Below are 21,782 nucleotides of genomic sequence, written 5' to 3' on the forward strand. Positions count from 1 at the left end.
AATAATTATTCAGGCTTATTGATTATGAATCAAGTTGCATATGCTATCGGCGAGCGTCGTGGAGAACTTCTCGATCAAGAACAGCATTGGGAACGGATGACAGCAGACCAAAAAATGGCGCTGTATGATTTAAACCGGTTTGGCTACCGATTACTGTTTGTAAGAATGATGCCAGAAGGCCCTCTCGCGGTGGTTTCACAACAAAGTGAATTAGCAGTGATTGATTTTGAAGGCGAAGTGAATTTGCGTCCTGACATCAAATTACGTGAAGAGTCTCAATAGCAAGACGGTAATCTAATCATTGGTTCTATCAGTCACGCATAAAAAAGAGTGCCTCTGCACTCTTTTTTGATCCAATTTAAATCACACCTTAAGCAATGACTTCATTAAACACTTCCACATGATGAGACTCAACGAGCTCGGGCATGACGTTGTGGAAATAATGTTGAATATCATCTTTAGCGCAATGCTCATCAAACGTCGCTTTATCAGTAAATTTTTCAACGAATGCGACCTTACGATCGTCTTCTAAACTCACGTTAAGCTCATATCTAATACATCCCAATTCACGACGTGTGTCTGGGATCAACGATGCTAGCGCTTCAACTAATAACTCACGTTTGCCTTCTTTAGCGACAAACTGCGCAATACAAACTATACGAGTCGTATTAATTCTATAATCTGACATAGATATCCTTGAATAGTAAACTTAACTAGGTTTTAAAGTGAGTAACATATCAATATGTGGGATGCCGTCTTCAAGGTACATCTCTGAATTATTGATAAACCCTTGCTGCTGGTAAAAATGGTTTAAATGTTGCTGAGCGCCAATTTGAATATTTTCCTGTGGCCACAAATCCTTTACCACATCGATTGACCGTTGCATTAATGCATGGGCAATTCCCTGTCCGCGTGCAGATTCAGCAATAATAACTCTGCCAATACTCGCCTCAGGGTAGCTCACGCCTGCGGGTAAAATTCTTGTATATGCAATCAGTTCGCCTTGCGCATTGAGTCCTAATAAGTGTTTAGCGCCAGGCAATCTGTCTTTATTATCCAGTTCTGGATAAGGGCAGTTTTGCTCAACCACAAACACGTCAACTCTAAGCTTTAATACTTCGTATAGCTCATCTAGGCTAAATTCATTAAAGCTAAGTAATTTCCACTGCGTTGTATCTAGTTGCGACATTCTGATTGATCACCACTTAATGATTTTATCGCAAGCTTACCATGAATAAACAGCATCACTAAATGGACAAATCAGGTTCAAAAACACAAAAAAATACCGAGCCTAAGCTCGGTATTTTTCAACAGGTTCTTGTTAGAACATGTATTTTACTCCAACCTTAATCTGCCATGCTGACTGATTAATATCGTAAGTATTGAAGTTGGAAGTATCTATGCCGTCTTGACCAAACGGAGTTGAGTAAGTGTAAACACCAGTTTCTGCATCATAGCTGTGATCAACAAGCACCTTGTTGCCATAACTTTGATATTGCACCTTACCCCAATCATCATTAAGCAAGTTCAATACGTTCTTAACATCGAAGTACAGCATGCCTTTATGTTTTTGAGTAAAGCCCGGTAATTCTTGGGTGAAACGGAAGTCTAATTGATGTACCCAAGGTTGATTGTGAGTGCCTTTATCAATGAGTCCGCCAGCGTATTTACCTAACCCAAGCTCATCAATGGCCTTTTTAAACTCTTCATAAGTTAAGCCACCAGCATATTCAACATTGGCATCATCTGCACCTGTTGGAATATACGGTAGATATGCATCAGAGTAGGCGTAATCACCTTGGTCACCAAATCCGCGGTCATTATACGAACCTAATACCCAGCTCATTGGGTTACCTTGGCGTGCTTCATAGAACATATTGAAGCTAGAGTTATAACCTGCAAATAACTCAGTGTCGTAACCTAAGCTAAGAGTGAAACGATGTGGCGTTTCATAATAGCCAGGCCCCATAGTGGTGCCGTTACGATCTGCGCCAACAATCGGGTATTGATAGTTTGAACCTGCTGTTGAAGATGAACCTTGGTTACCTTCGTCAACTTGGTTATAAGCATAACCAAAGCGCATGTTCAGACCCATGTCCCAATTCTTCGCCAAGCTAAAGCTTAACGTTTTACTTGAGCCGTCAGTGTCTGCATTAGTAAGCATTAAATCTGAACGCTCTGTGTGCCCACCTTGTCCGTTATTCGCTAATGGATCCCAGGTTTCATAAATTACACGGCCAGTATCATCAGTTCTGACTTTACGGCGAGATAAATCAACCCAAGTTACATCATTTTCTTTTTGGATATAGAGGAATTCACCACCAAAGAACCAATCTTGACCTAAGGCCCCTAAGTCCCAAGTACTGTCAAAGCCAACACTGACTCGCCAATCTGATGGTAACTCAAAGTTCGGGTCAAGTGAGTTAGTATTACCGTCTCCACCCACAAGGCCATCTTGCGCTTCACCAGGAACATTACCAAAATCAGGTGTGCCCCACGCATCGTTCCAACCGCCGGTATAACTTAATAAGCTGTTGCCGTCATTTGAGAAACTATTCGACATCCAAACCGTTGGGTAACCACCACTGTAACGACCGACACCACCGCGCAACGTCACATCATCCGTTAGTACGTAATTTAATCCTACCCGTGGCAGCCAAATATCTAGGCCATCCATTGTGCTGTTATTAGCAAAGCCGTAACGATCAACAAAGTTGCTATTTAACTCTGGTGAGTCTGACATCATGATCCTTTCGTAGCGCACACCAAAGGTCATTTCTAAGTCATAGTTAATTTCCCAGGTATCTTCTAGGAATAATGCCAGCGTTTCCATGTTAAATTGAGCGGCAACATCATCTGGATTGCCTGATAAAGCATTTTGATAGCGGAAGCGATCAACAATGCCACGCTCGAAGTCTTCGATAGAATCAAAATCCCATGTACCCATAGTGTCTTGAGCGAACAGGTTAAAGACGTCAATGCTGTTGTACTGGAAACCAAAACCAATCTTATGCTCGTCTAGGTAATAATCACCCACAAAACGCACTTCTAAATTCTGGTTATCAAGCTCATTTGATTGGCGCGAACGCTCAGTACCAAAGGTTACAGTACCGTTGTCAGTTCTCACTGCAACTTGTCCAATACCCAAATTATCAACTGGGTTAGAGCTACTTACAGTGTCTTTATAAGCAACTTTAAATTCAGTCGTGAAGTCATGGCTCCAGTCACTGTATACAATCGCAGCGTAAGATTCGAAATCTTCTTCTTTATCGTACCAATAGCTTGATAAGTTTAAGTAACCTTCGGTATCAGAAACACGGTTAGTCATATTACCGACCGTTTTTTGATAGGTTAAAGAAGCACGGTGATCATCGTTAATGTTCCAATCTAACTTAGCTAGAATCTTCTCATCTTTTTCTTGAGGTGTGGCGTTATAACTACCAATATTATCAAGGCCATATACGCTACTAGCAATGCTGTTGATTCGATTAAATTCGTCTAGTGTTACATTTGAATCATTAGGAAAACCCGCTCCTGCAGGTCCCCATTCAGCCGCTTGTGGCGCATCAAAATTCTCGTAAGAGCCGAAGAAGAAGAGCTTGTCTTTAATCAAAGGAAAGCCAATCGTGCCACCAAATGTGGTTTCTTCGAAATCCTGCTTTAAAGCTTCACCAGTGATTTGATCTTTACCATCACCTGCCATGCTGTCATTGGTGGTTTCCCAAAACATCGTACCCGATAGCTCATTGGTACCCGACTTGGTTACCGCATTAACTTGTGCCCCAGAAAAGCCACCACTACGCGCGGTAAATGGCGAAGTATTTAATGCAACGCTCTCTACAGCATCAATAGATATTGGTGAACGCTGAGTTGGATAACCATTTGAATTTAAGCCGAAATCATCATTTTGAGATACACCATCAACCACAAAGGTGTTAAAACGAGGGTTAATACCCGCAACACTCATAGAGATACCATCATTCCCCACAACCGCCATTGGGTTTTGACGTAATACATCTTTTAAGTCACGGTTTATACCAGGTGAATTAGCAATATCGTCAGCACCAAACTCACTGTTACTGCCAGCTGAACGGTAGTAGTTTGCGTTGCCGACTACCCCAATTCGCTCAATATCAGCAGCAGATTTTAATTCACGATTAAAACGCAGTGTTTCGCCTACATTTAAAAACAAACCTTGCTCAACATCATCGGCAAATTCATCAGAACCTACTTTAATAATGTATGGACCACCAACACGTAAACCACGAGCTGCAAACTGACCGTCAGCGCCTACAGGTACTTCTGTAACGGTACCTGTTGGCTCGTGAATAATAGTAATAGTTGCATCGGTTACTGCATTACCCATTGGGCCAACAATGTGGCCTCGAATGTTAGATGCAGTCTGCGATGCGGTAGCTGGTAGAGATACGACACCTAAAGCAAAGCAAGTCGCCAGCGCTAAGCGACTAATTTTATGGTTAAACATTATCTGACCCCTGAAAAATTATAATATAGCTAGTTGGTCTAGCCTTATATGAAGCTGTAGAGTAAAACTTCAGGGGCGGATGCTATTGAGGGTTTATTTCAGAACCATTGCACATTTGTAGCAAAACGCATCACCGCTGCGGAGCGAGCATTTACATCTGCCCCATTCCCGTAACGAATTCATCCGAGTGAATATTTCGTGACCTTGCTATAAGACTGATGAAGCCTAGGTTAACGAAAGTTAACCTTACATCTTTGCCAGTGCTTTAAGTGACTGCACAACGATTGACAGCTCAAATATGCAGTAAAAAATAAAAAATACACCTGCTGACAAGCACACAAAAACCAAACGTAATGCAAACAAAAACAAAACAGAGAACCACAAGGCCATTAACAACTAATGTGAGTAACCAGTATTAACAAACCCATCGATATAATTTAGGCAAAAAAATACCGAGCCTAAGCTCGGTATTTTTAAACGTTAAATATGCTCAAATTAGAACTGGTATTTAACACCCACTTTTAACTGCCAAGCAGACTTATTAATGTCATAAGTATTTTGGTTAGCTGTTTCGATACCATCTTGGCCATAAGGCACTGAGTAAGTGTATACACCCGTGTCAGCATTGTAGTTATGGTCAACTAGGATTTTGCTACCAAATGATTGGTACTCAACAACACCCCAATCGTCATTCATTAGATTAAGTACGTTTTTCACGTCAAAGTACAAGATACCTTTATGATCTTCTAGGAAGCCAGGTAGCTCTTGAGTGAAGCGGAAATCTAATTGGTGAACCCAAGGTTGGTTATCAGTACCCTTAGGTGCGATACCGCCTGCGTATTCACTTAGACCAATTTCATCAATAGCTGCTTTAAAGTCTTCGTAAGTTAAGCCACCAGCATATTCAACATTGGCATCATCAGCACCTGTTGGAATGTATGGAAGGTATGCATCAGAGTAGGCAAATGAACCTTGGTCACCGAAACCACGGTCATTGTGCGAACCTAGAACCCAAGTCATTGGACGGCCTTCACGTGCTTCATAGAACATGTTGAAGCTTGAGTTGTAACCGGCAACAAACTCAACATCATAACCTAAACTAAAGGTGAAACGATGTGGTGTTTCATAGTAACCAGGGCCAATTGTTGTACCGTTACGGTCATACTGAGTAATCGGGTATTGGTAGTTAGATGTCGCTGTTGAAGACGAACCTTGGTTACCTTCATCAACAGAGTTGTAGGCATAACCTAAGCGCATATTAAGACCCATGTCCCAGTTTTTCGCTAGGGTGAAGCTTAATGTCTGGCTCTTACCATCTTCTTCTGCATTAGTTAGCATTAAGTCATAACGTTCAGTGTTTCCACCTGCGCCATTGTTTGCTAATGGATCCCACGTTTCGTAAATCACACGGCCTGTTGAATCTGTTCCAACTTCACGACGTGCTAAATCAACCCAAGCTACGTCATTTTCTTTTTGGATATATAAGAATTCACCACCAAAGAACCAGTCTTGACCTAGAGCACCGAAGTCCCAAGTACTGTCAAAACCGATGCTTGCACGCCAATCTGAAGGAAGATCAAAGTTTGGATCTAATGAGTTAGTGTTACCATCGCCGCCAACAAGACCATCTTGAGCTTCGCTTGGTACATTACCAAAATCAGGCGTACCCCAATCGGTATTCCAACCATCGTTGAAGCTTAATAAGCTGTTACCGTCATTTGAGAAGCTGTTAGACATCCAAACTGTTGGGTAACCGCCACTGTAACGACCGACACCACCGCGTAAAGTAACATCGTCAGATAAGACGTAAGTCAAACCGATACGTGGTAACCAGATATCTTTACCATCCATTGTCTCGTTGTTTGCAAAACCGTAACGGTCAACGAAATTTTGGTTTAATGCCGGAGACTCAGACATGGTGATGGTTTCATAACGCATACCAAAGGTCATTTCTAAGTCAGCGTTAATTTCCCAAGTATCTTCAACAAATAATGCTAACGTTTCCATTGTGAAGTTAGCAGCAACATCGTTTGAGTTGCCTGATTCAGCATTTTGATAACGGAAACGGTCAACAACACCATTTTCGAAATCATCAATTGAATCGAAATCCCATGATCCCATAGTGTCTTGAGCAAACAAGTTGAACACTTCGATGTCGTTATACTGGAAACCAAAACCAATAGTATGCTCGTCTAGGTAGTAATCACCCACAAAACGAAGCTCTAAATTTTGGTTATTTAATTGATTTGATTGACGAGAACGCTCAGTACCGAAGTTAACATCACCACTGCCAGTACGTACATTAACTTGACCAATGCCGATGTTATCAACAGGGTTAGAGTTACTTGTCGTATCTTTATAAGCTAATTTGATTTCAGTAGTAAATGAATCTGTCCAGTCACTGTAAACCGTTGCAGCATAAGACTCTAACTCTTCTTCTTTATCGTACCAGTAGCTTGATAAGTTAAGTGAAGACTCATCGTCAGATACTTTGTTAGTTAAGTTACCAACAGTATTTTGATAAGTGAAAGAAGCACGATGTTCATCGTTAATGTTCCAATCCACTTTTGCTAAGATTTTTTCATCTTTTTCTTGTGGAGTTGAGCTGTAACCACCAATATTATCTAGACCATAAACACTGTTAGAAATACTGGTAATTCTGTCTAACTCTTCTTGTGTTACACGAGAATCGTTAGCAAAACCTGCACCAGCTGGTCCCCACTCAGCCGCTTGTGGAGCGTCAAAGTTTTCATATGAACCAAAGAAGAATAATGTGTCTTTAATTAATGGGAAACCAACAGTCGCACCAAATGTTGTTTCTTCAAAATCTTGCTTTAATTTTTCACCCGTTTCTTGGTCTTTACCGTCGCCAGCCATGCTGTCGTTAGTCGTTTCCCAAAAAACAGTACCAGCTAACTCATTCGTACCAGATTTTGTCACTACGTTAACTTGTGCGCCAGAGAAGCCACCTGTACGAGCTGAAAAAGGAGATGTGTTTAATGCAACACTTTCTACCGCATCAATTGAGATAGGAGAGCGTTGAGTTGGGTAACCGTTTGAGTTTAAGCCAAAGTCATCGTTTTGAGATACACCATCAACAACGAACGTGTTAAAGCGTGGGTTAATACCCGCAACACTCATTGAGATGCCATCAGTACCTACAACAGCCATTGGATTTTGACGTAATACGTCTTTAAGGTCACGGTTAATACCTGGAGAGTTAGCAATATCCTTAGCACCAAATTCGCTGTTGCTGCCAGCACTGCGGTAGTAATTTGCATTACCCACAACACCGATACGCTCCATATCACCTTCAGCTTGAAGAGTACGGTTATAACGTAAGGTTTCACCAACGTTTAAAAATAAGTCTTGCTCTAAATCATCCGCAAATTCTTCTGAATCTACTTTAATGATATATGGACCACCAACACGAAGACCACGAGCAGCAAACGTACCGTCAGCACCAACAGCAAGCTCAGTAACGGTACCTGTTGGTTCATGAATGATGGTAATTGTTGCATCTGTTACAGCATTTCCTTGAGGGCCAACAATCTGACCTCGGATATTTGATGCAGTATCGGCTGCCATGGCAGGTAGAGAAACACCCATAGCAAAGCAAGTCGCTAGCGCTAAGCGACTGATTTTATTGTTTAACATTTTCAGACCCCTGAAATACTTTTATATTTTAATTTGTTTGCTAGTTAAGCTAGCTTTTAATATGAAGCCGTAGAGTAAAAACTTCAGGGCGGATTTTATAACCAATTTGTTTCAAAATCATGTCATTCTTGAACTATTTTTCAACAATATCTAAACTATTTGCGTCAAATTTGCCTCACAAATTTAACCAACCCCTTACTTGGTAAGGGTTCATGGTTGTTTTGTCACAAAAATTTAATTTGAAAAATATATGATAAAACGACCTCACTCACTCGATTTAGCATGCCGTACTAGGGTCAAAGCCTGTTAAATCGCTTTTGGAATAATAATAATGAAACCTGCAGTAATTCTTTTCAGTGCAACACTTGCGCTCAGTAGCCTTGTCAGCTCACCAGTTCATGCTTGGGGCCAAAATGGTCACCGTATTATTGGGGAGTTAGCACAAAATAACCTTTCTGCTGTCGCACAAGATAAAATCAATCAAATAACGCAAGGTGAATCTTTAGCACAGATGTCGACCTGGCCAGATGAAATCCGTTCAGATAAAAACTGGCATCACGCATCACCATGGCACTATGTATCAATTGCTGACGACGAAACTTGGGACACAGTCAAAAGAAACCCGAAAGGCGATATTATTGAAAGCCTTGAGCGTTTTGAAAAAGTGTTGAAGGATCCTAAGGTTAGCAATAAAGATAAGCGTGACGCATTAGCATTTTACGTTCACTTTGTCGGTGATATTCATCAGCCATTACATGTTGGCCATAGCCACGATCATGGCGGTAATAAGGTCAAGTTAAAATGGTTTGGTGAAGACACAAACTTGCATAGTGTTTGGGATAGTAAGCTGGTTGATCATAAACAGCTTAGCTACACCGAATACACAAAATTCATTGAACGTATCTCAGATAAAGACATCAAGAGTTGGGTCGGAAAAAGCTATTATGACTGGGCTGATGAGTCAAAAACATTGCGTGAAGCAACCTATGAATTAGAAAAAAACCGCGACGACCAACCAGACTTACGCTGGCAGTATATTTTCGATCATACGCCAACAGTTGAATTACGTTTACAGCAAGCAGGGATCCGTCTTGCAGAAAAGTTAAATATTATTTTCAGTAAATAATTGTAATGCTTGTTATGTGAATAAAGAGTGTCATATTAAGATAATTATGTCGTCATTGAACTGAAATTTATTCTTAATATTTTGTACAAGCCGCGTTATTACATAGCTTATTACGCATAAAAAGAGCCACTCATTTGAGTGGCTCTTTTGTTTAACACTGACTGTTAAATGAAACGTTCTAGTTAGTCAGCTTGCATGCACTGACTCACTTTACCGTCATTAACGTTCAAATACATGGAACTTATCAATACCAAATGATTTACCTTCGGCGTGACACGTTGCACAAGACTCTTGTGGAACAGCTTCATACCATACTGGTACTTCATCAACTTTCGCATTAATTTCACCACCATTTTGCTCCATGTGGTTCAATGCTGAAGCTGAATCATGACAAGCATAACAATTGGCAGTGATTGGGCTTGCCATGTTATTAGTATCAGGGTTGCCTTCTTCAGTTATTGCTAAGGTTTTAGCTAGCATGTATTGATTAGGTATTGCATATAAATCAATACCTTCAGCATGACAAGACACACAGTTTATCGCATTTAATTCAGCAGATGAATTATACAAGTAGCCACTGTCATCAGATCCAACAATAGTTTGCGAAGCACCCCAGTGCATTGCATGAACCATTGGCCCAAATCCAGGTCCACTTGTTGCTTGCCAACCTTCTCCACCATATGCAGCATTGAAAATGTAACCCGCATTGATTCTTTCTTGCTCGCTAGCAAACTCAGAACCTTCAAGACTGATATGTCGAGAGCTCATTCTGTTTTGACCATTGTTATGACAAGCAACACAATCGTAACCGCCTTCACTGTAACCACCATTCTTATGGTAATTGGTCTCTTCATTATGACAAGCGCTACAGCTATCACTTGTTACTGCATGGCGACGATCATAATCAGTCACTTTTCCATCTGCGATAGCAAACACTGGTGAGTAACTGGTAAATGTTACACCGTCATATGAAGGATCATCACCGTGAGCAAATGTGACACGAGAGCTCGCCATAATTTGTGGTGCATTGATACCAAAATTTGATGCGGCATAACACATGGTTTTAGTACCATCACCTTTATAGCTGGTTGCATAAGAGTTGGTTTCACGGCCAATAATAGATTTATTGTTATAACCATGCATGTAACCGCCTGTATAGCTTAACGTTCCGTCAGCAGAAAGCGTTTCGATATCTAGCATACTCTCGCCTTGGTAAAGGCTGAGATCGGTACAATAGGTAACACCAGAATCCGGTGTGTAAATATCTGAAAGCATTGTAGAGTGCTGACTTCTAGAGTCTTGTCTTGCTGCCAAACCTACATTTTCAGATTTTGCGTGGAATTCACGGGCATCAAAGTCATTCATCGCCATCACAATGCCGCTAGCAGCACTATCTGATGAGTGACAATCACTACAACCATTTCCTGCAATACTGGTATTAATTACTGGCTCAGCATGACAGGTATAACAGTTAGTAACTGCAAAATCTTTTTCAAACTTTTGATGATTAATGTGACCGATTTTCTGTAATGTGTTGGTGGCATATCCGCCATTTTCTTCAGCGCGAGACACATTGTTATGACACACTAAACAGCCTGCAACGAAATCGACCTCGCCTTCAACATTAATTGCTGTGTAGCTAGGATGCTTCATGCTAGAAGTGCCATAGTCCACGTGACAGCTATAACAGGTTTCTGTCGTGCTGGTGTGGATCATCTCAGGTTTATCCACCACCATAGGCTGTGAACGAGCGATTTCTGTTTCGCTATCTCCGCCTACACGTAACCAAACGATACCCTCTGAGGCTGCCGTCACAGCTGGCATAGCAGCAATAAACTCATAATGCCCATCACCGATAGCTGTTAATGATGACCCTTCTTTAGTGGAATCTGTATAGCCACCGACATTGCCATCACGATTTAACACCACACCACGGTCGGTTTTTTCAGCAAATTTAGCTTCTGCTTTACCTAAACCATTGACTAAAACGCCATCTTCGTTCGTCACTTCAAATTCGTAGCGAACTTGGCCTTCCTCAATCGCATGCGAAATCATAGTGATATGGGTAATATCAGCGGATTCTGTTACTGGTGGATTAGGTCCTGGACCTGGTTCACCTGGTGCGCCATCTGCACCGTCTTTTCCATCATCAGCACAACCAGCAATCCCCATCGCTGCTGCAACAACGAAGGCTAATCTGCGTTTCGTTAAATGTTTCATCATCACTCCGAATAGTTTAATTACTACTTTTTAGGTAAACACCTGATTGGCATAGTAGGGACTAACCGCTTTATCTGGAGTGATTAAGCTCACGAAAATTTATTGATTAAACAGCAGAAAACAGCCTTTGTGATTAAATTATGAATGAAATCAGAATCAACTTATCTGTAATTTGATTACTGGAAATACAAGAACAATATAACTCTCTAAAAATTATACACTTGTATCAAAAAGAAACTAAAAAATGTAATAAACAACGAGTGTAAATAGCAATAAAAACATAAGCATTATTACCCTTAAATACTAAATTAACCTCGTTTTTTGACCCGTTAACCAATAAAAAAGCCACTATATAAAATAGTGGCTTTTTTCAACTTATGACAATTATCTTAGCAGGGATAAAATTGTCGTTAAGTTACTCTTAGCGTTCAAAGTTATGGAACTTATCAATACCGAATGACTTACCAGTATCATGACATGTTGCACAAGACTCTGAAGTACCTTCAGTGAACCATTCTGTCGTTGATGGTACATTCAACTCACCACCATTTTGCTCCATGTGGCTTAACGCTGAATCAGAGTTATGACATGCAAAACAGTTTGCAGTGATAGGGCTCGTCATTACACCAGCATTACCTTCATTATACGCTTTAGAAAGCATGTATTGGTTAGGTACATCAGCTAGGCTTACACCATCAGCATGGCAAGAGACACAGTTATCGGCATTCAAGCTTGCTGCTGAGTTCGCTTCAGGCGCTTTATCACCTAACTCGTTACCCACACCCCAGTGCATGCTGTGAACCATTGGGCCGAAACCAGGGCCAGACAATGCGCCTTTACGATCTTGACCATTGTTATGACAAGCAACACAATCTAAACCGCCGTCACCGTAGCTACCGCTCTTATGGTAGTTAGTGTCGTTGTTGTGACAAGTCGTACAGCTGTTTTCATCGATAGTATGACGACGACCCCAATCTTGTACTTTTTCAAAGTTGATTGGGTCAACTACATCACTGTATCCAGTGAAAGACACACCGTATTCATTATCGCTATCAATCCAATTGGTATCAGCAATCGTAATACGTGAGCTGGCAGACAAGTTAGCAAGTTCATAACCCGCAGTTAGCTCGCCGTAACATACTGAACGTGAGCCATCAGCATTTTCAATGTAGCCTTCTGAACCATGACCAATAACACGTGCAACAATAGAATCATTGTAGTAGTTATTAATGTAAGCACCACCATAAACAACTTCATGAGCTTCATACATTTCACCAATGTTCAACTGTACTGGTGTTTCGCCAGAATTATCAAACAATGCGATATCAACACAGTAACCTGATGTCCAAGCAACATCTTTGTGATCAATCCACTCATCCATTGTAGGATTATAGTATGGCGCACTAGTTGTAGTGTAATGATTTGCACGAATTTCTTTACGCTCTTCTAAACCAATTTTAGAAGATTGGAAATGGAACTCACGAGCATCAAAATCATCGGCTAATACAGTGGCAGCACCTGAACCATCAGATGTATGACAATCTGAACAACCATTACCAGCAATACTGGTATTCATCACAGGCTCTGCGTGACAGGTGTAACAGTTAGTTGGGGTAAAATCTTTTTCAAATTTTTGGTGATTAATATGACCAAGCTGCTGCATAGTCGCTTTAGCATATCCACCAGTATCAAGTGAGGTACCATCTTCAGCAACATCACGTGGAACATTATTGTGGCACACCATACAGCCACCAACAAAATCAACTTCGCCGTCGATGTTTTGAGCAACATAATGACTATGACGAATATCTGAAGTGGCGTAATCAACGTGACATGAATAACAAGTTTCAGTTGTTGAGGTGTGGGTCATTTCTGGCTTATCAATAATGATATACGGTGAATCAGCAATATCGCCACCGCCCACTTGTAAGCGAATTAATCCTTCTGTATCCGCTTGTACAGCTGCCATTGGAGCAACGAGTTTATATTGCCCGCTGTCAACTTCTGTAATAGTTGCACCTTCAGTAGCATTATCGCCACCAAACGTTGCACTACCACCGACACTACCATCACGACTACGTTGAATACCACGATCTGTCTTAGCAGCTAAGTAAATACCTGCATTTTCAAGACCCGTAATCGCAACGCCATCTTCATCAGTTAAGTTAAACTCTACTGTCACTTGGCCTTCTTCAACCATATGAGCAATATACTCAACATTGGTTACTGTAGACACTTCAGTGACTGGTGGAGTAGCGGGTTCACCCGGTGCACCATCTTCGCCATCAGCACCATCTTTACCGTCATCAGCACAACCTGCAATCCCCATTGCAGCCGCGACAACGAAAGCTAATCTTCTTTTCGTTAAATGCTTCATCATCATCTCCTATTGCCCATTACCACTTTGTAGGTACAGGTCTATTTTTATACTAGGCATTTCTTGCTCACTAAATAGTGACAATGATCACGACTGAATTAACACGAAGCTGATTAACACTTTTTAATGTTCAAAGTTTGACTCAGATCTAAATAACTACATCCTTATATAAATAACAACAACGGCAACAGCAAGCTAAACCATTGTTTTAAAAGGGTTTACAACTAATTAAATAATTTAACAAATAAATTAAACCTTATTATTCAGTAACTTAATCTTCATTTATAGTAAGTAAAAACCTATTTACTCTATAACTGAAATTACAATTAAGTTTAAATTAAGTTAATTTTAAGATTTAAAACTAAGCTCAAAAAATCAGTCAATGACATTATGTTGCTTTAGCAAGCACCGAAGAAGAATAGAATATGAAATTCAAACCTGCCAATTGACAGATGAAATAGAAAGGCAAAAATGAAAAAAAGCCACTATTTCTAGTGGCTTTTAATTATTTATGATTGCGATATTGAGCTTTGCAGGGCCAGTTAATATCGCAAGCTATAAAATGTCAGTGATTAACGCTCAAAGTTATGGAACTTATCGATACCCATTGACTTGCCAGCATCGTGACATGTTGCACAAGACTCAGAAGTACCATTTGTGTACCAATTAGTACCAGCTTCAACGTTCAGCTCACCACCATTTTGCTCCATATGGTTAAGCGCTTGCTCACCATTATGACATGCGTAACAGTTTGCAGTAATTGGGCTAGTCATAACGCCTGAATCGCCACCGTTATAAGCTTTTGAAAGCATATATTGGTTAGGGATAGCGTAAAGTTCGATACCATCAGCATGACAAGAAACACAGTTTGCAGCGTCTAGATTTCTTGCTGCTGCATTTTCACCGTCTTCACCAGCTTGGCTACCTACGCCCCAGTGCATGCTGTGAACCATTGGGCCGAAACCAGGTGCAGAGTTACCAGCACTACGATCTTGACCGTTGTTATGACAAGCAACACAATCTAAGCCGCCTTCAGCGTAGCTACCATTTTTGTGGTAGTTAGTTTCGTTGTTATGACAAGTCGTACAGCTGTCAGTTGTCACGGCATGACGACGATCGTAATCAGTCACATTGTTCAGATCAGCTAAGTCAGCTACTGGCGAGTAACTTGTAAGTGAAACACCATATTTACCGTCATCATCAATCCAGTTGCCACCTTTAAAGGTAACACGAGCACTTGCCATGATTTGTGGTGTATTCAAGTCTAACTTAGCGTGACAGAAGGTTTTAGTCCCGTCGCCTTTATAAGACTCTTCGTAGTTACGAGACTCACGACCCACTAATGATTCATTATGGTAACCGTGAAGGTAAGTACTTGCGTAGCTTAATGTACCGTCATTATATAGCGCTTCGATATCCAGTACTTCTTCACCTTTAAATAAGGTTAAATCAGTACAGTATTCACCTAAGTCATTCATGTATACAGCAGATAAAGTCGTGCTGTGCTCTTCACGAATAGTTTGACGCTCTGTAATGCCAATTTTTTCAGACTTAACGTGGAATTCACGTGCATCAAAGTCACTGTTTGCAGCTAATAAAGCCATGTTGTCAGACATATCAGTTGTATGACAATCGCTACAACCGTTACCCGCGATGCTTGTGTTAATCACAGGCTCAGCGTGACAGGTATAACAGTTAGTTGCAGTGAAATCTTTTTCAAAGCCATTGTGATTAATATGACCAAGCTTTTGCATGCTGTTGCGTGCGTAACCGCCATCATCACGAACCACGTTGTTGTGACAAACTAAACAACCTGCGACTAAATCAGTTTCGCCTTCTGTATCGATTGCTGTGTAGCTTGAATGCTTAACGTCTGATGCATGGAAATAAACGTGACAAGACTGACATGTTTCTGTCGTAGTTGTGTGCACGTTTTCAGGCTTGCTAACTACGATGTAGCGAGACTTAGCAATTAAGTCACCACCACCCACAGCTAAACGAACTATACCTTCAGTACCCGCTGTAACATTTGGCATAGGCGCTACAAATTCGTAGTTACCATTTTCCAGTACAGTTAAGCTAGCACCAGCAGTTGACTCGCTTGCACTACCACCAACGATAGTTCCTTCGAAATCATCACGACTACGAGCAATACCTTTATCAGTCATAGCGGCTAATTCTGCGTTCGCTTTTTCTAAGCCAACAATTAGCATGTCTTTTTCGTTTGTGATTTGGAATTCAAAAGTTACTTTGCCATCACCAATTTCATGGTGAATAACGTCGACATTAGTAATCTCTGAGGTTTCTGCTGATGGTGGTGGTGGCGTTACGCCATCTTCGCCATCTTTTCCATCGCTACCACAGCCTGCAATCCCCATTGCTGCTGCGATAACGAATGCTAGTTTGCGTTTCGTTAAATGTTTCATCATCACTCCAATTTCTTATACCACCATTGAGGTAGCTCGGAATCATGTTAGGTATTAACCCAAACTTTATGAGTGATTCATGTCACGTAAGATCTGAACTTTAACAATTTCAATATTCTTTAAATTAAAACCTTGAGCCAGATCTAGTTTAGCTAGAGCTGATATTAACAATTAAAAATCATTCCTCAACCTGCTCGTTATTTACACGCAAACTACGTAACAAGCTGTATCAATCAAGGCGTTAGACTTAAGGTTCAGTTAATAAAAAAGGCCCTGAGGGCCTTTTTTATTGCTAAAGTAAAACAAATAACTTACGAACAGCAGTCTCGTCGCAAGCTTTTTTTCGGTAACTTATCATAAATAACTTTTGCCATTAACAAGGCCAATACAATCCCAGATCCCGTAGTAACAAAATGAGGTAATAACTCATGTTCTTCGCCAATTTGCGGCATGACAACAAAACCAAAGTGCTCCACAAGATAATTGACTAAGACACCAAAACTTAACGCTACGCCCAACACCCCGCCTAAATAGCCAAATAATGCGCGCTTACCTAGCTCTTTGGTGACAACACCTAAAGTGGCAATATTGGTTGCAGGCCCTGCCATCATAAAGACCAATACAGCCCCTGGTGATACACCTGCTAATAGTAAACCTGCCGCAATCGGTGTTGAGGCTGTAGCACAAATGTACATAGGGACAGATATCAACACCATCACCAACATAGCTAAAATCCCGTCACCCCACTTTGCTAAAAAGTCACCAGGAACAAACGTTTGTACTAATGCAGCAAAAAATAGACCGACTAACAACCACATCGTCGTGTCTCTCACTAAATCCGTTGCCGCGTAATGCAAACCTGACTTTATCCTTGACAATACTGACTCGCTTTTTAGCTCTGTCGCCATATCTTTTGTTGACTCGCAGCAGCTTTCAGCCGCATGTTCATGCGTGTCATTGTTGTCACTGACTGCAGCGTGATCTGTCTTAGTGGCACAACAGCTTTTAGCAACTGTAGCCACTTTTTCGTTAGTTGTATTATCTGTCTTACCCGCGCAACAACTACTCGTGCTCGGGATCGCTTCAACGTTGTCTTTGTTGCTAGAACAGCAACTGCTTGATGCCGGTTTACTTTGCGCCTTAGAACTGCAACAGCTTGTTTCAGGAGCCTTAACCTCAGCGGCTTTTGAACTACAGCATGAGGACACCACTTCACCCGCGGTACCTAAATCATTCTCTTCAGCGTTTTTTGCAACCTTTGATGAAGCCTTAGCCTCACTCACCTCATCTTTATCATCTCGACCAACCAATAACCCTGCCACAACGGCACTGGTAATTGCAGCAATAGGACGAATAATTGCCATAAAAGGCCCAAGTAAAACATAAGAAACTGTCACAGAATCAACGCCCGTTTCTGGGGTCGACACTAAAAATGAAGTCGTAGCGGCCTTAGAAGCACCGCTGCGGCGCAGCCCCACGGCAGCAGGAATGACACCACACGAACATAACGGCAATGGCGCACCTATCACTGCGGCTTTAACCACGGTTTTAACCCCATGACCACCTAATTGCTTTTGCATCCATGCCATTGGCACAAACACTTTTAATAATCCGGCTAACACCAAGCCAAGTAATAACCATGGTGCTGACTCTAAAAATAATTCTACAAAGTTAGTGAATAACATCTCTTGCCCCACTATTTCTTACCACTAAGGTTTTGTACTACAGCATGATGTTCAGATTTTGGCTGTAATTCTTTATCTGATGACTCTAATGCTTCTAATATAGAGCAGTGTTCGGCGCTTTCAGGTCCGCCACAACATGCCTCTGACAATTTGCTCAACGAACTCGCAAAGAACTCCAGCTCCGCTATCTTTGCTTGTACTTGCTCCAACTTAATATCGACCATGCCTTTAACATCAGCACAGGCCCAATTAGACTTATCCAGTTCAATAGACAACAACTCAGCAATATCACTTAAACTAAAGCCCACCGCTTTAGCTCGAATAATAAATCGCAGCTTTTCGGCGTCGTCTTGGTTATACAGTCGATAGCCAGAATCAGAACGATTCGAAGGGGCTAATAAACCATGTTTTTCATAAAAACGAAGCGTATCCGTTTTCACATCAAATAACGTCGCGAGCTCACCAATTCGATACATATCGTTACCTACAAAGTTAGAATCTATATCAGTGTAATGTCATCATTATAAACCTTGGAGTTTAATCCAAGGTCAAGGGTTTTATAGAATAAAAAAGCCCCCGAACTTTGTTCTTATTTCAATATTGTGAAATCGCGCAGAAATTTCCCGAAATAAAACAGATTACGTTAAAATACGCGCGCTCGAGTACGGCTCACTAATAAAATAAAAACGAGATGTGCATCGTAGGAACTTTGGCAAAGCTGATTTAACAAACTCAGCTTTGCCAAACTTCCTTAAATAAATAGTGGACACTGTACCTACATGAATACTGTCAGACCTATTCGTCGCGCGCTGTTAAGCGTATCTGATAAAACTGGAATGCTTGAGTTTGCTAAAGCATTACATGAGCAAGGCGTAGAGCTACTTTCTACTGGTGGCACTGCTAAATTACTTGCTGATAATAATATCCCAGTGACCGAAGTTTCTGACTACACAGGTCATCCTGAAATCATGGATGGTCGTGTTAAAACACTTCACCCTAAAGTGCATGGCGGCATTCTAGCTCGTCGTGGTATCGATGAAATCGTGATGGAACAAAATGCCATCAAACCAATCGACTTAGTTGCCGTTAACCTTTACCCGTTTGCTTCTACAGTGGCAAAAGAAGGTTGTACTTTGGCTGACGCCGTTGAAAACATCGATATTGGTGGCCCAACTATGGTTCGCTCAACAGCTAAAAACCACAAAGACACCACCATTGTTGTTAATGCTAGCGACTACGGCCGCGTGATTGCAGAAATGCAAGCCAATGAAGGCAGCACAACACTTGAAACGCGCTTTGACTTAGCCATTGCAGCATTCGAGCACACCGCAGCTTACGACGGCATGATCGCGAACTACTTCGGTACTATGGTGCCAGCACACAGTAAAGATGAGTGCCATGAAGATTCAAGCTTCCCACGTACCTTCAATACTCAGCTGATCAAAAAGCAAGATTTACGCTACGGTGAAAACAGCCATCAAAAAGCGGCATTTTATGTTGATGCACACATTGATGAAGCGTCAGTTGCCAGCGCAACACAGCTACAAGGTAAAGCGTTGTCTTACAACAATATCGCTGATACTGACGCAGCTCTTGAATGTGTTAAAGAATTCGACGGCCCAGCTTGTGTCATCGTTAAGCATGCTAACCCATGTGGTGTCGCACTAGGCGACACCATTTTAGAAGCTTACGATCGCGCATTTAAAACTGACCCTACATCAGCATTTGGCGGCATCATTGCGTTTAACCAAGAGTTAGATGCAGACACTGCGAAAGCCATTGTTGACCGTCAGTTTGTTGAAGTGATCATTGCACCAACAGTCAGTGCAGCTGCACGTGAAATCGTTGCTGCTAAAGCTAATGTACGTTTATTAGAGTGTGGTCAGTGGAACACTAAAACCACCACTCAAGACTTTAAACGTGTTAACGGTGGTTTATTAGTACAAGACCGCGACCAAGGTATGGTTGATGTCGCCGATGTTAAAGTGGTTTCAAAAGTCCAACCTACAGCTGAGCAATTAACTGACTTAATGTTCTGCTGGAAAGTGGCTAAGTTTGTTAAATCAAATGCAATTGTCTACGCAAAAGACGGTATGACTATCGGTGTGGGCGCAGGCCAAATGAGCCGCGTTTACTCAGCGAAAGTGGCAGGTATTAAAGCCGCTGATGAAGGTTTGGTTGTTGAAGGGTCAGTGATGGCATCTGATGCATTCTTCCCATTCCGTGACGGTATTGATGCTGCAGCAGCAGCGGGCATCAGCTGTATCATCCAACCGGGCGGTTCAATTCGTGACGAAGAAATCATCGCAGCAGCTGACGAGCACGGCATTGCTATGGTGTTCACCGGAATGCGTCACTTCCGTCACTAAACAGCATTTGAATAGAGCAGCCTCATTTGGCTGCTTTTTTCGTTTAAAGAACATGATAATTTTTACCAAATTGAATATAAAAAAGGTGAATAAAGATGAAGGTACTTGTAATTGGCGGCGGCGGACGCGAACACGCACTAGCTTGGAAAGCAGCTCAATCAGCTCAAGTTGAAAAAGTTTTTGTTGCTCCTGGCAACGCAGGCACATCTTTAGAGCCAAAATTAGAAAACGTCGGTATTAAGGTTGAAGCAATTTCAGAATTAGTGAAATTTGCCCAAGACAACAAAATTGAATTAACCATTGTTGGCCCAGAAGTGCCTTTAGCACTTGGCGTTGTTGATGCCTTTAACGAAGCTGGTTTACCTATATTTGGCCCAACCCAAGGCGCAGCGCAACTTGAGTCTTCAAAAGCTTTCACGAAAGATTTTTTAGCTCGCCATAATATTCCAACTGCCGACTACGCTAACTTTACTGACATCGAGCCAGCAAAAGCTTACAGCGTTGAACTGACCAACAAAACAGGTTTCCCTGTTGTGATTAAAGCTGACGGTTTAGCAGCAGGTAAAGGCGTGATTATCGCGCAAGACCAAGCTGAAGCTGATGCTGCAATTGAAGATATGCTAGCAGGTAACAAATTTGGCGAAGCCGGTTCTCGCGTTGTTATCGAAGAATTTTTAAAAGGTGAAGAAGCCAGCTTTATCGTCATGGTAGATGGTAAAAACATATTAGCCATGGCCACCAGCCAAGACCATAAAGCCCGTGATAATGGCGATTATGGCCCTAACACTGGCGGCATGGGTGCATACTCACCAGCACCAGTCGTTACCCAAACCGTTCACGACTGGACAATTGCTAACGTTATCCGTCCAACAGTTGATGGCATGGCAGCAGAAGGCAATGTTTACACAGGTTTCTTATACGCAGGCTTGATGATTTCACCTGATGGCAGCGCTAAGGTACTTGAGTACAACTGCCGCTTTGGCGACCCAGAAACGCAGCCAATCATGATGCGTCTACAATCAGATTTAGTTGAACTTTGTTTAGCCGCCACCCGTGGTGAGCTTGATAAAGTGACCGCAGAATTTGATTCACGCGCAGCAGTCGGTGTGGTACTAGCAGCAGGCGGATACCCTGATGCCTACCGCAAAGCAGACGTAATTGACGGTTTATCTTTAGGTGATAACAACGCCAAAGTATTCCACGCTGGCACCGCCATGAAAGACGGTCACGTTGTCACAGCTGGCGGCCGCGTATTATGTGCAACAGCACTCGGTAACACAGTGACAGAAGCACAAGCTAGCGCATACAAGCTAGTCGATGCCATCCACTGGGATGACGTCTACTTCCGCACCGATATCGCCTACCGCGCAATCGCACGCGAGCAAGGTAAAGACTAACTAGTTAGTTTTTGCTTGTTATTGAAGCGATAAAAAAAT

Annotated in this window: 13 protein-coding genes; 4 read left to right on the plus strand and 9 right to left on the minus strand. The window is 41.7% G+C overall.

The features are described from left to right. The first annotated feature begins 24 nt into the window (after positions 1-24). Positions 25-282 carry a hypothetical protein gene (locus tag SJ2017_RS18770; protein ID WP_080916923.1) on the plus strand — a complete coding sequence of 86 codons (258 nt, stop codon included), beginning with the start codon at positions 25-27 and terminating at the stop codon, positions 280-282. A gap of 88 nt (positions 283-370) precedes the next feature. On the opposite strand, the gene SJ2017_RS18775 is transcribed toward SJ2017_RS18770, so the two are convergent. The 4 genes from SJ2017_RS18775 to SJ2017_RS18790 form a co-directional block, all read right to left on the minus strand. Next, on the minus strand, positions 371-688 hold the full coding sequence (locus SJ2017_RS18775; RefSeq protein WP_055023533.1) for a putative quinol monooxygenase: 318 nt from the start codon (positions 686-688) through the stop codon (positions 371-373). Between the two features lie 21 nt (positions 689-709). Further along, complete coding sequence (locus tag SJ2017_RS18780) at positions 710-1,189, minus strand: GNAT family N-acetyltransferase (protein WP_080916924.1); 480 nt, start codon at positions 1,187-1,189, stop codon at positions 710-712. Positions 1,190-1,321: 132 nt separating this feature from the next. Beyond that, a complete protein-coding gene (locus SJ2017_RS18785; RefSeq protein WP_080916925.1) occupies positions 1,322-4,486 on the minus strand; it encodes a TonB-dependent receptor in 3,165 nt (1,054 codons plus the stop codon). 495 nt (positions 4,487-4,981) lie between these two features. Then, positions 4,982-8,143, minus strand: coding sequence for a TonB-dependent receptor (locus SJ2017_RS18790; protein ID WP_080916927.1), 3,162 nt, complete (start codon positions 8,141-8,143; stop codon positions 4,982-4,984). Positions 8,144-8,474: 331 nt separating this feature from the next. On the opposite strand from SJ2017_RS18790, the gene SJ2017_RS18795 reads away from it, so the two are divergent. Then, positions 8,475-9,269 carry a S1/P1 nuclease gene (locus SJ2017_RS18795; RefSeq protein WP_055023537.1) on the plus strand — a complete coding sequence of 265 codons (795 nt, stop codon included), beginning with the start codon at positions 8,475-8,477 and terminating at the stop codon, positions 9,267-9,269. Positions 9,270-9,488: 219 nt separating this feature from the next. Here SJ2017_RS18795 and SJ2017_RS18800 read toward each other — a convergent pair whose 3' ends face one another. The 5 genes from SJ2017_RS18800 to zntR form a co-directional block, all read right to left on the minus strand. Beyond that, complete coding sequence (locus SJ2017_RS18800; protein ID WP_080916928.1) at positions 9,489-11,489, minus strand: multiheme c-type cytochrome; 2,001 nt, start codon at positions 11,487-11,489, stop codon at positions 9,489-9,491. Positions 11,490-11,910: 421 nt separating this feature from the next. Next, entirely contained in the window at positions 11,911-13,866 is a 1,956-nt protein-coding gene (locus tag SJ2017_RS18805; protein WP_080916930.1) for a multiheme c-type cytochrome, read from the minus strand. Between the two features lie 572 nt (positions 13,867-14,438). Then, positions 14,439-16,292, minus strand: coding sequence for a multiheme c-type cytochrome (locus SJ2017_RS18810; RefSeq protein WP_080916931.1), 1,854 nt, complete (start codon positions 16,290-16,292; stop codon positions 14,439-14,441). A gap of 311 nt (positions 16,293-16,603) precedes the next feature. After that, positions 16,604-17,977, minus strand: a complete 1,374-nt coding sequence (locus SJ2017_RS18815) for an SO_0444 family Cu/Zn efflux transporter (RefSeq protein WP_080917525.1) — start codon at positions 17,975-17,977, stop codon at positions 16,604-16,606. An 11-nt stretch (positions 17,978-17,988) separates the two neighbouring features. Next, positions 17,989-18,453, minus strand: coding sequence for a Zn(2+)-responsive transcriptional regulator (gene zntR / locus SJ2017_RS18820; protein ID WP_080916933.1), 465 nt, complete (start codon positions 18,451-18,453; stop codon positions 17,989-17,991). 303 nt (positions 18,454-18,756) lie between these two features. Here zntR and purH point away from each other — a divergent pair, with 303 nt between their 5' ends. After that, positions 18,757-20,346 carry a bifunctional phosphoribosylaminoimidazolecarboxamide formyltransferase/IMP cyclohydrolase gene (purH, locus tag SJ2017_RS18825; RefSeq protein ID WP_080916934.1) on the plus strand — a complete coding sequence of 530 codons (1,590 nt, stop codon included), beginning with the start codon at positions 18,757-18,759 and terminating at the stop codon, positions 20,344-20,346. A 95-nt stretch (positions 20,347-20,441) separates the two neighbouring features. Then, positions 20,442-21,743 (plus strand): phosphoribosylamine--glycine ligase, encoded by a 1,302-nt coding sequence (purD, locus tag SJ2017_RS18830; RefSeq protein ID WP_080916935.1) that lies wholly within the window; start codon positions 20,442-20,444, stop codon positions 21,741-21,743. The last annotated feature ends 39 nt before the right edge of the window (positions 21,744-21,782 follow it).

The organism is Shewanella japonica, assembly GCF_002075795.1.
In the GTDB taxonomy this organism is placed as follows: Bacteria; Pseudomonadota; Gammaproteobacteria; order Enterobacterales; family Shewanellaceae; genus Shewanella; species Shewanella japonica.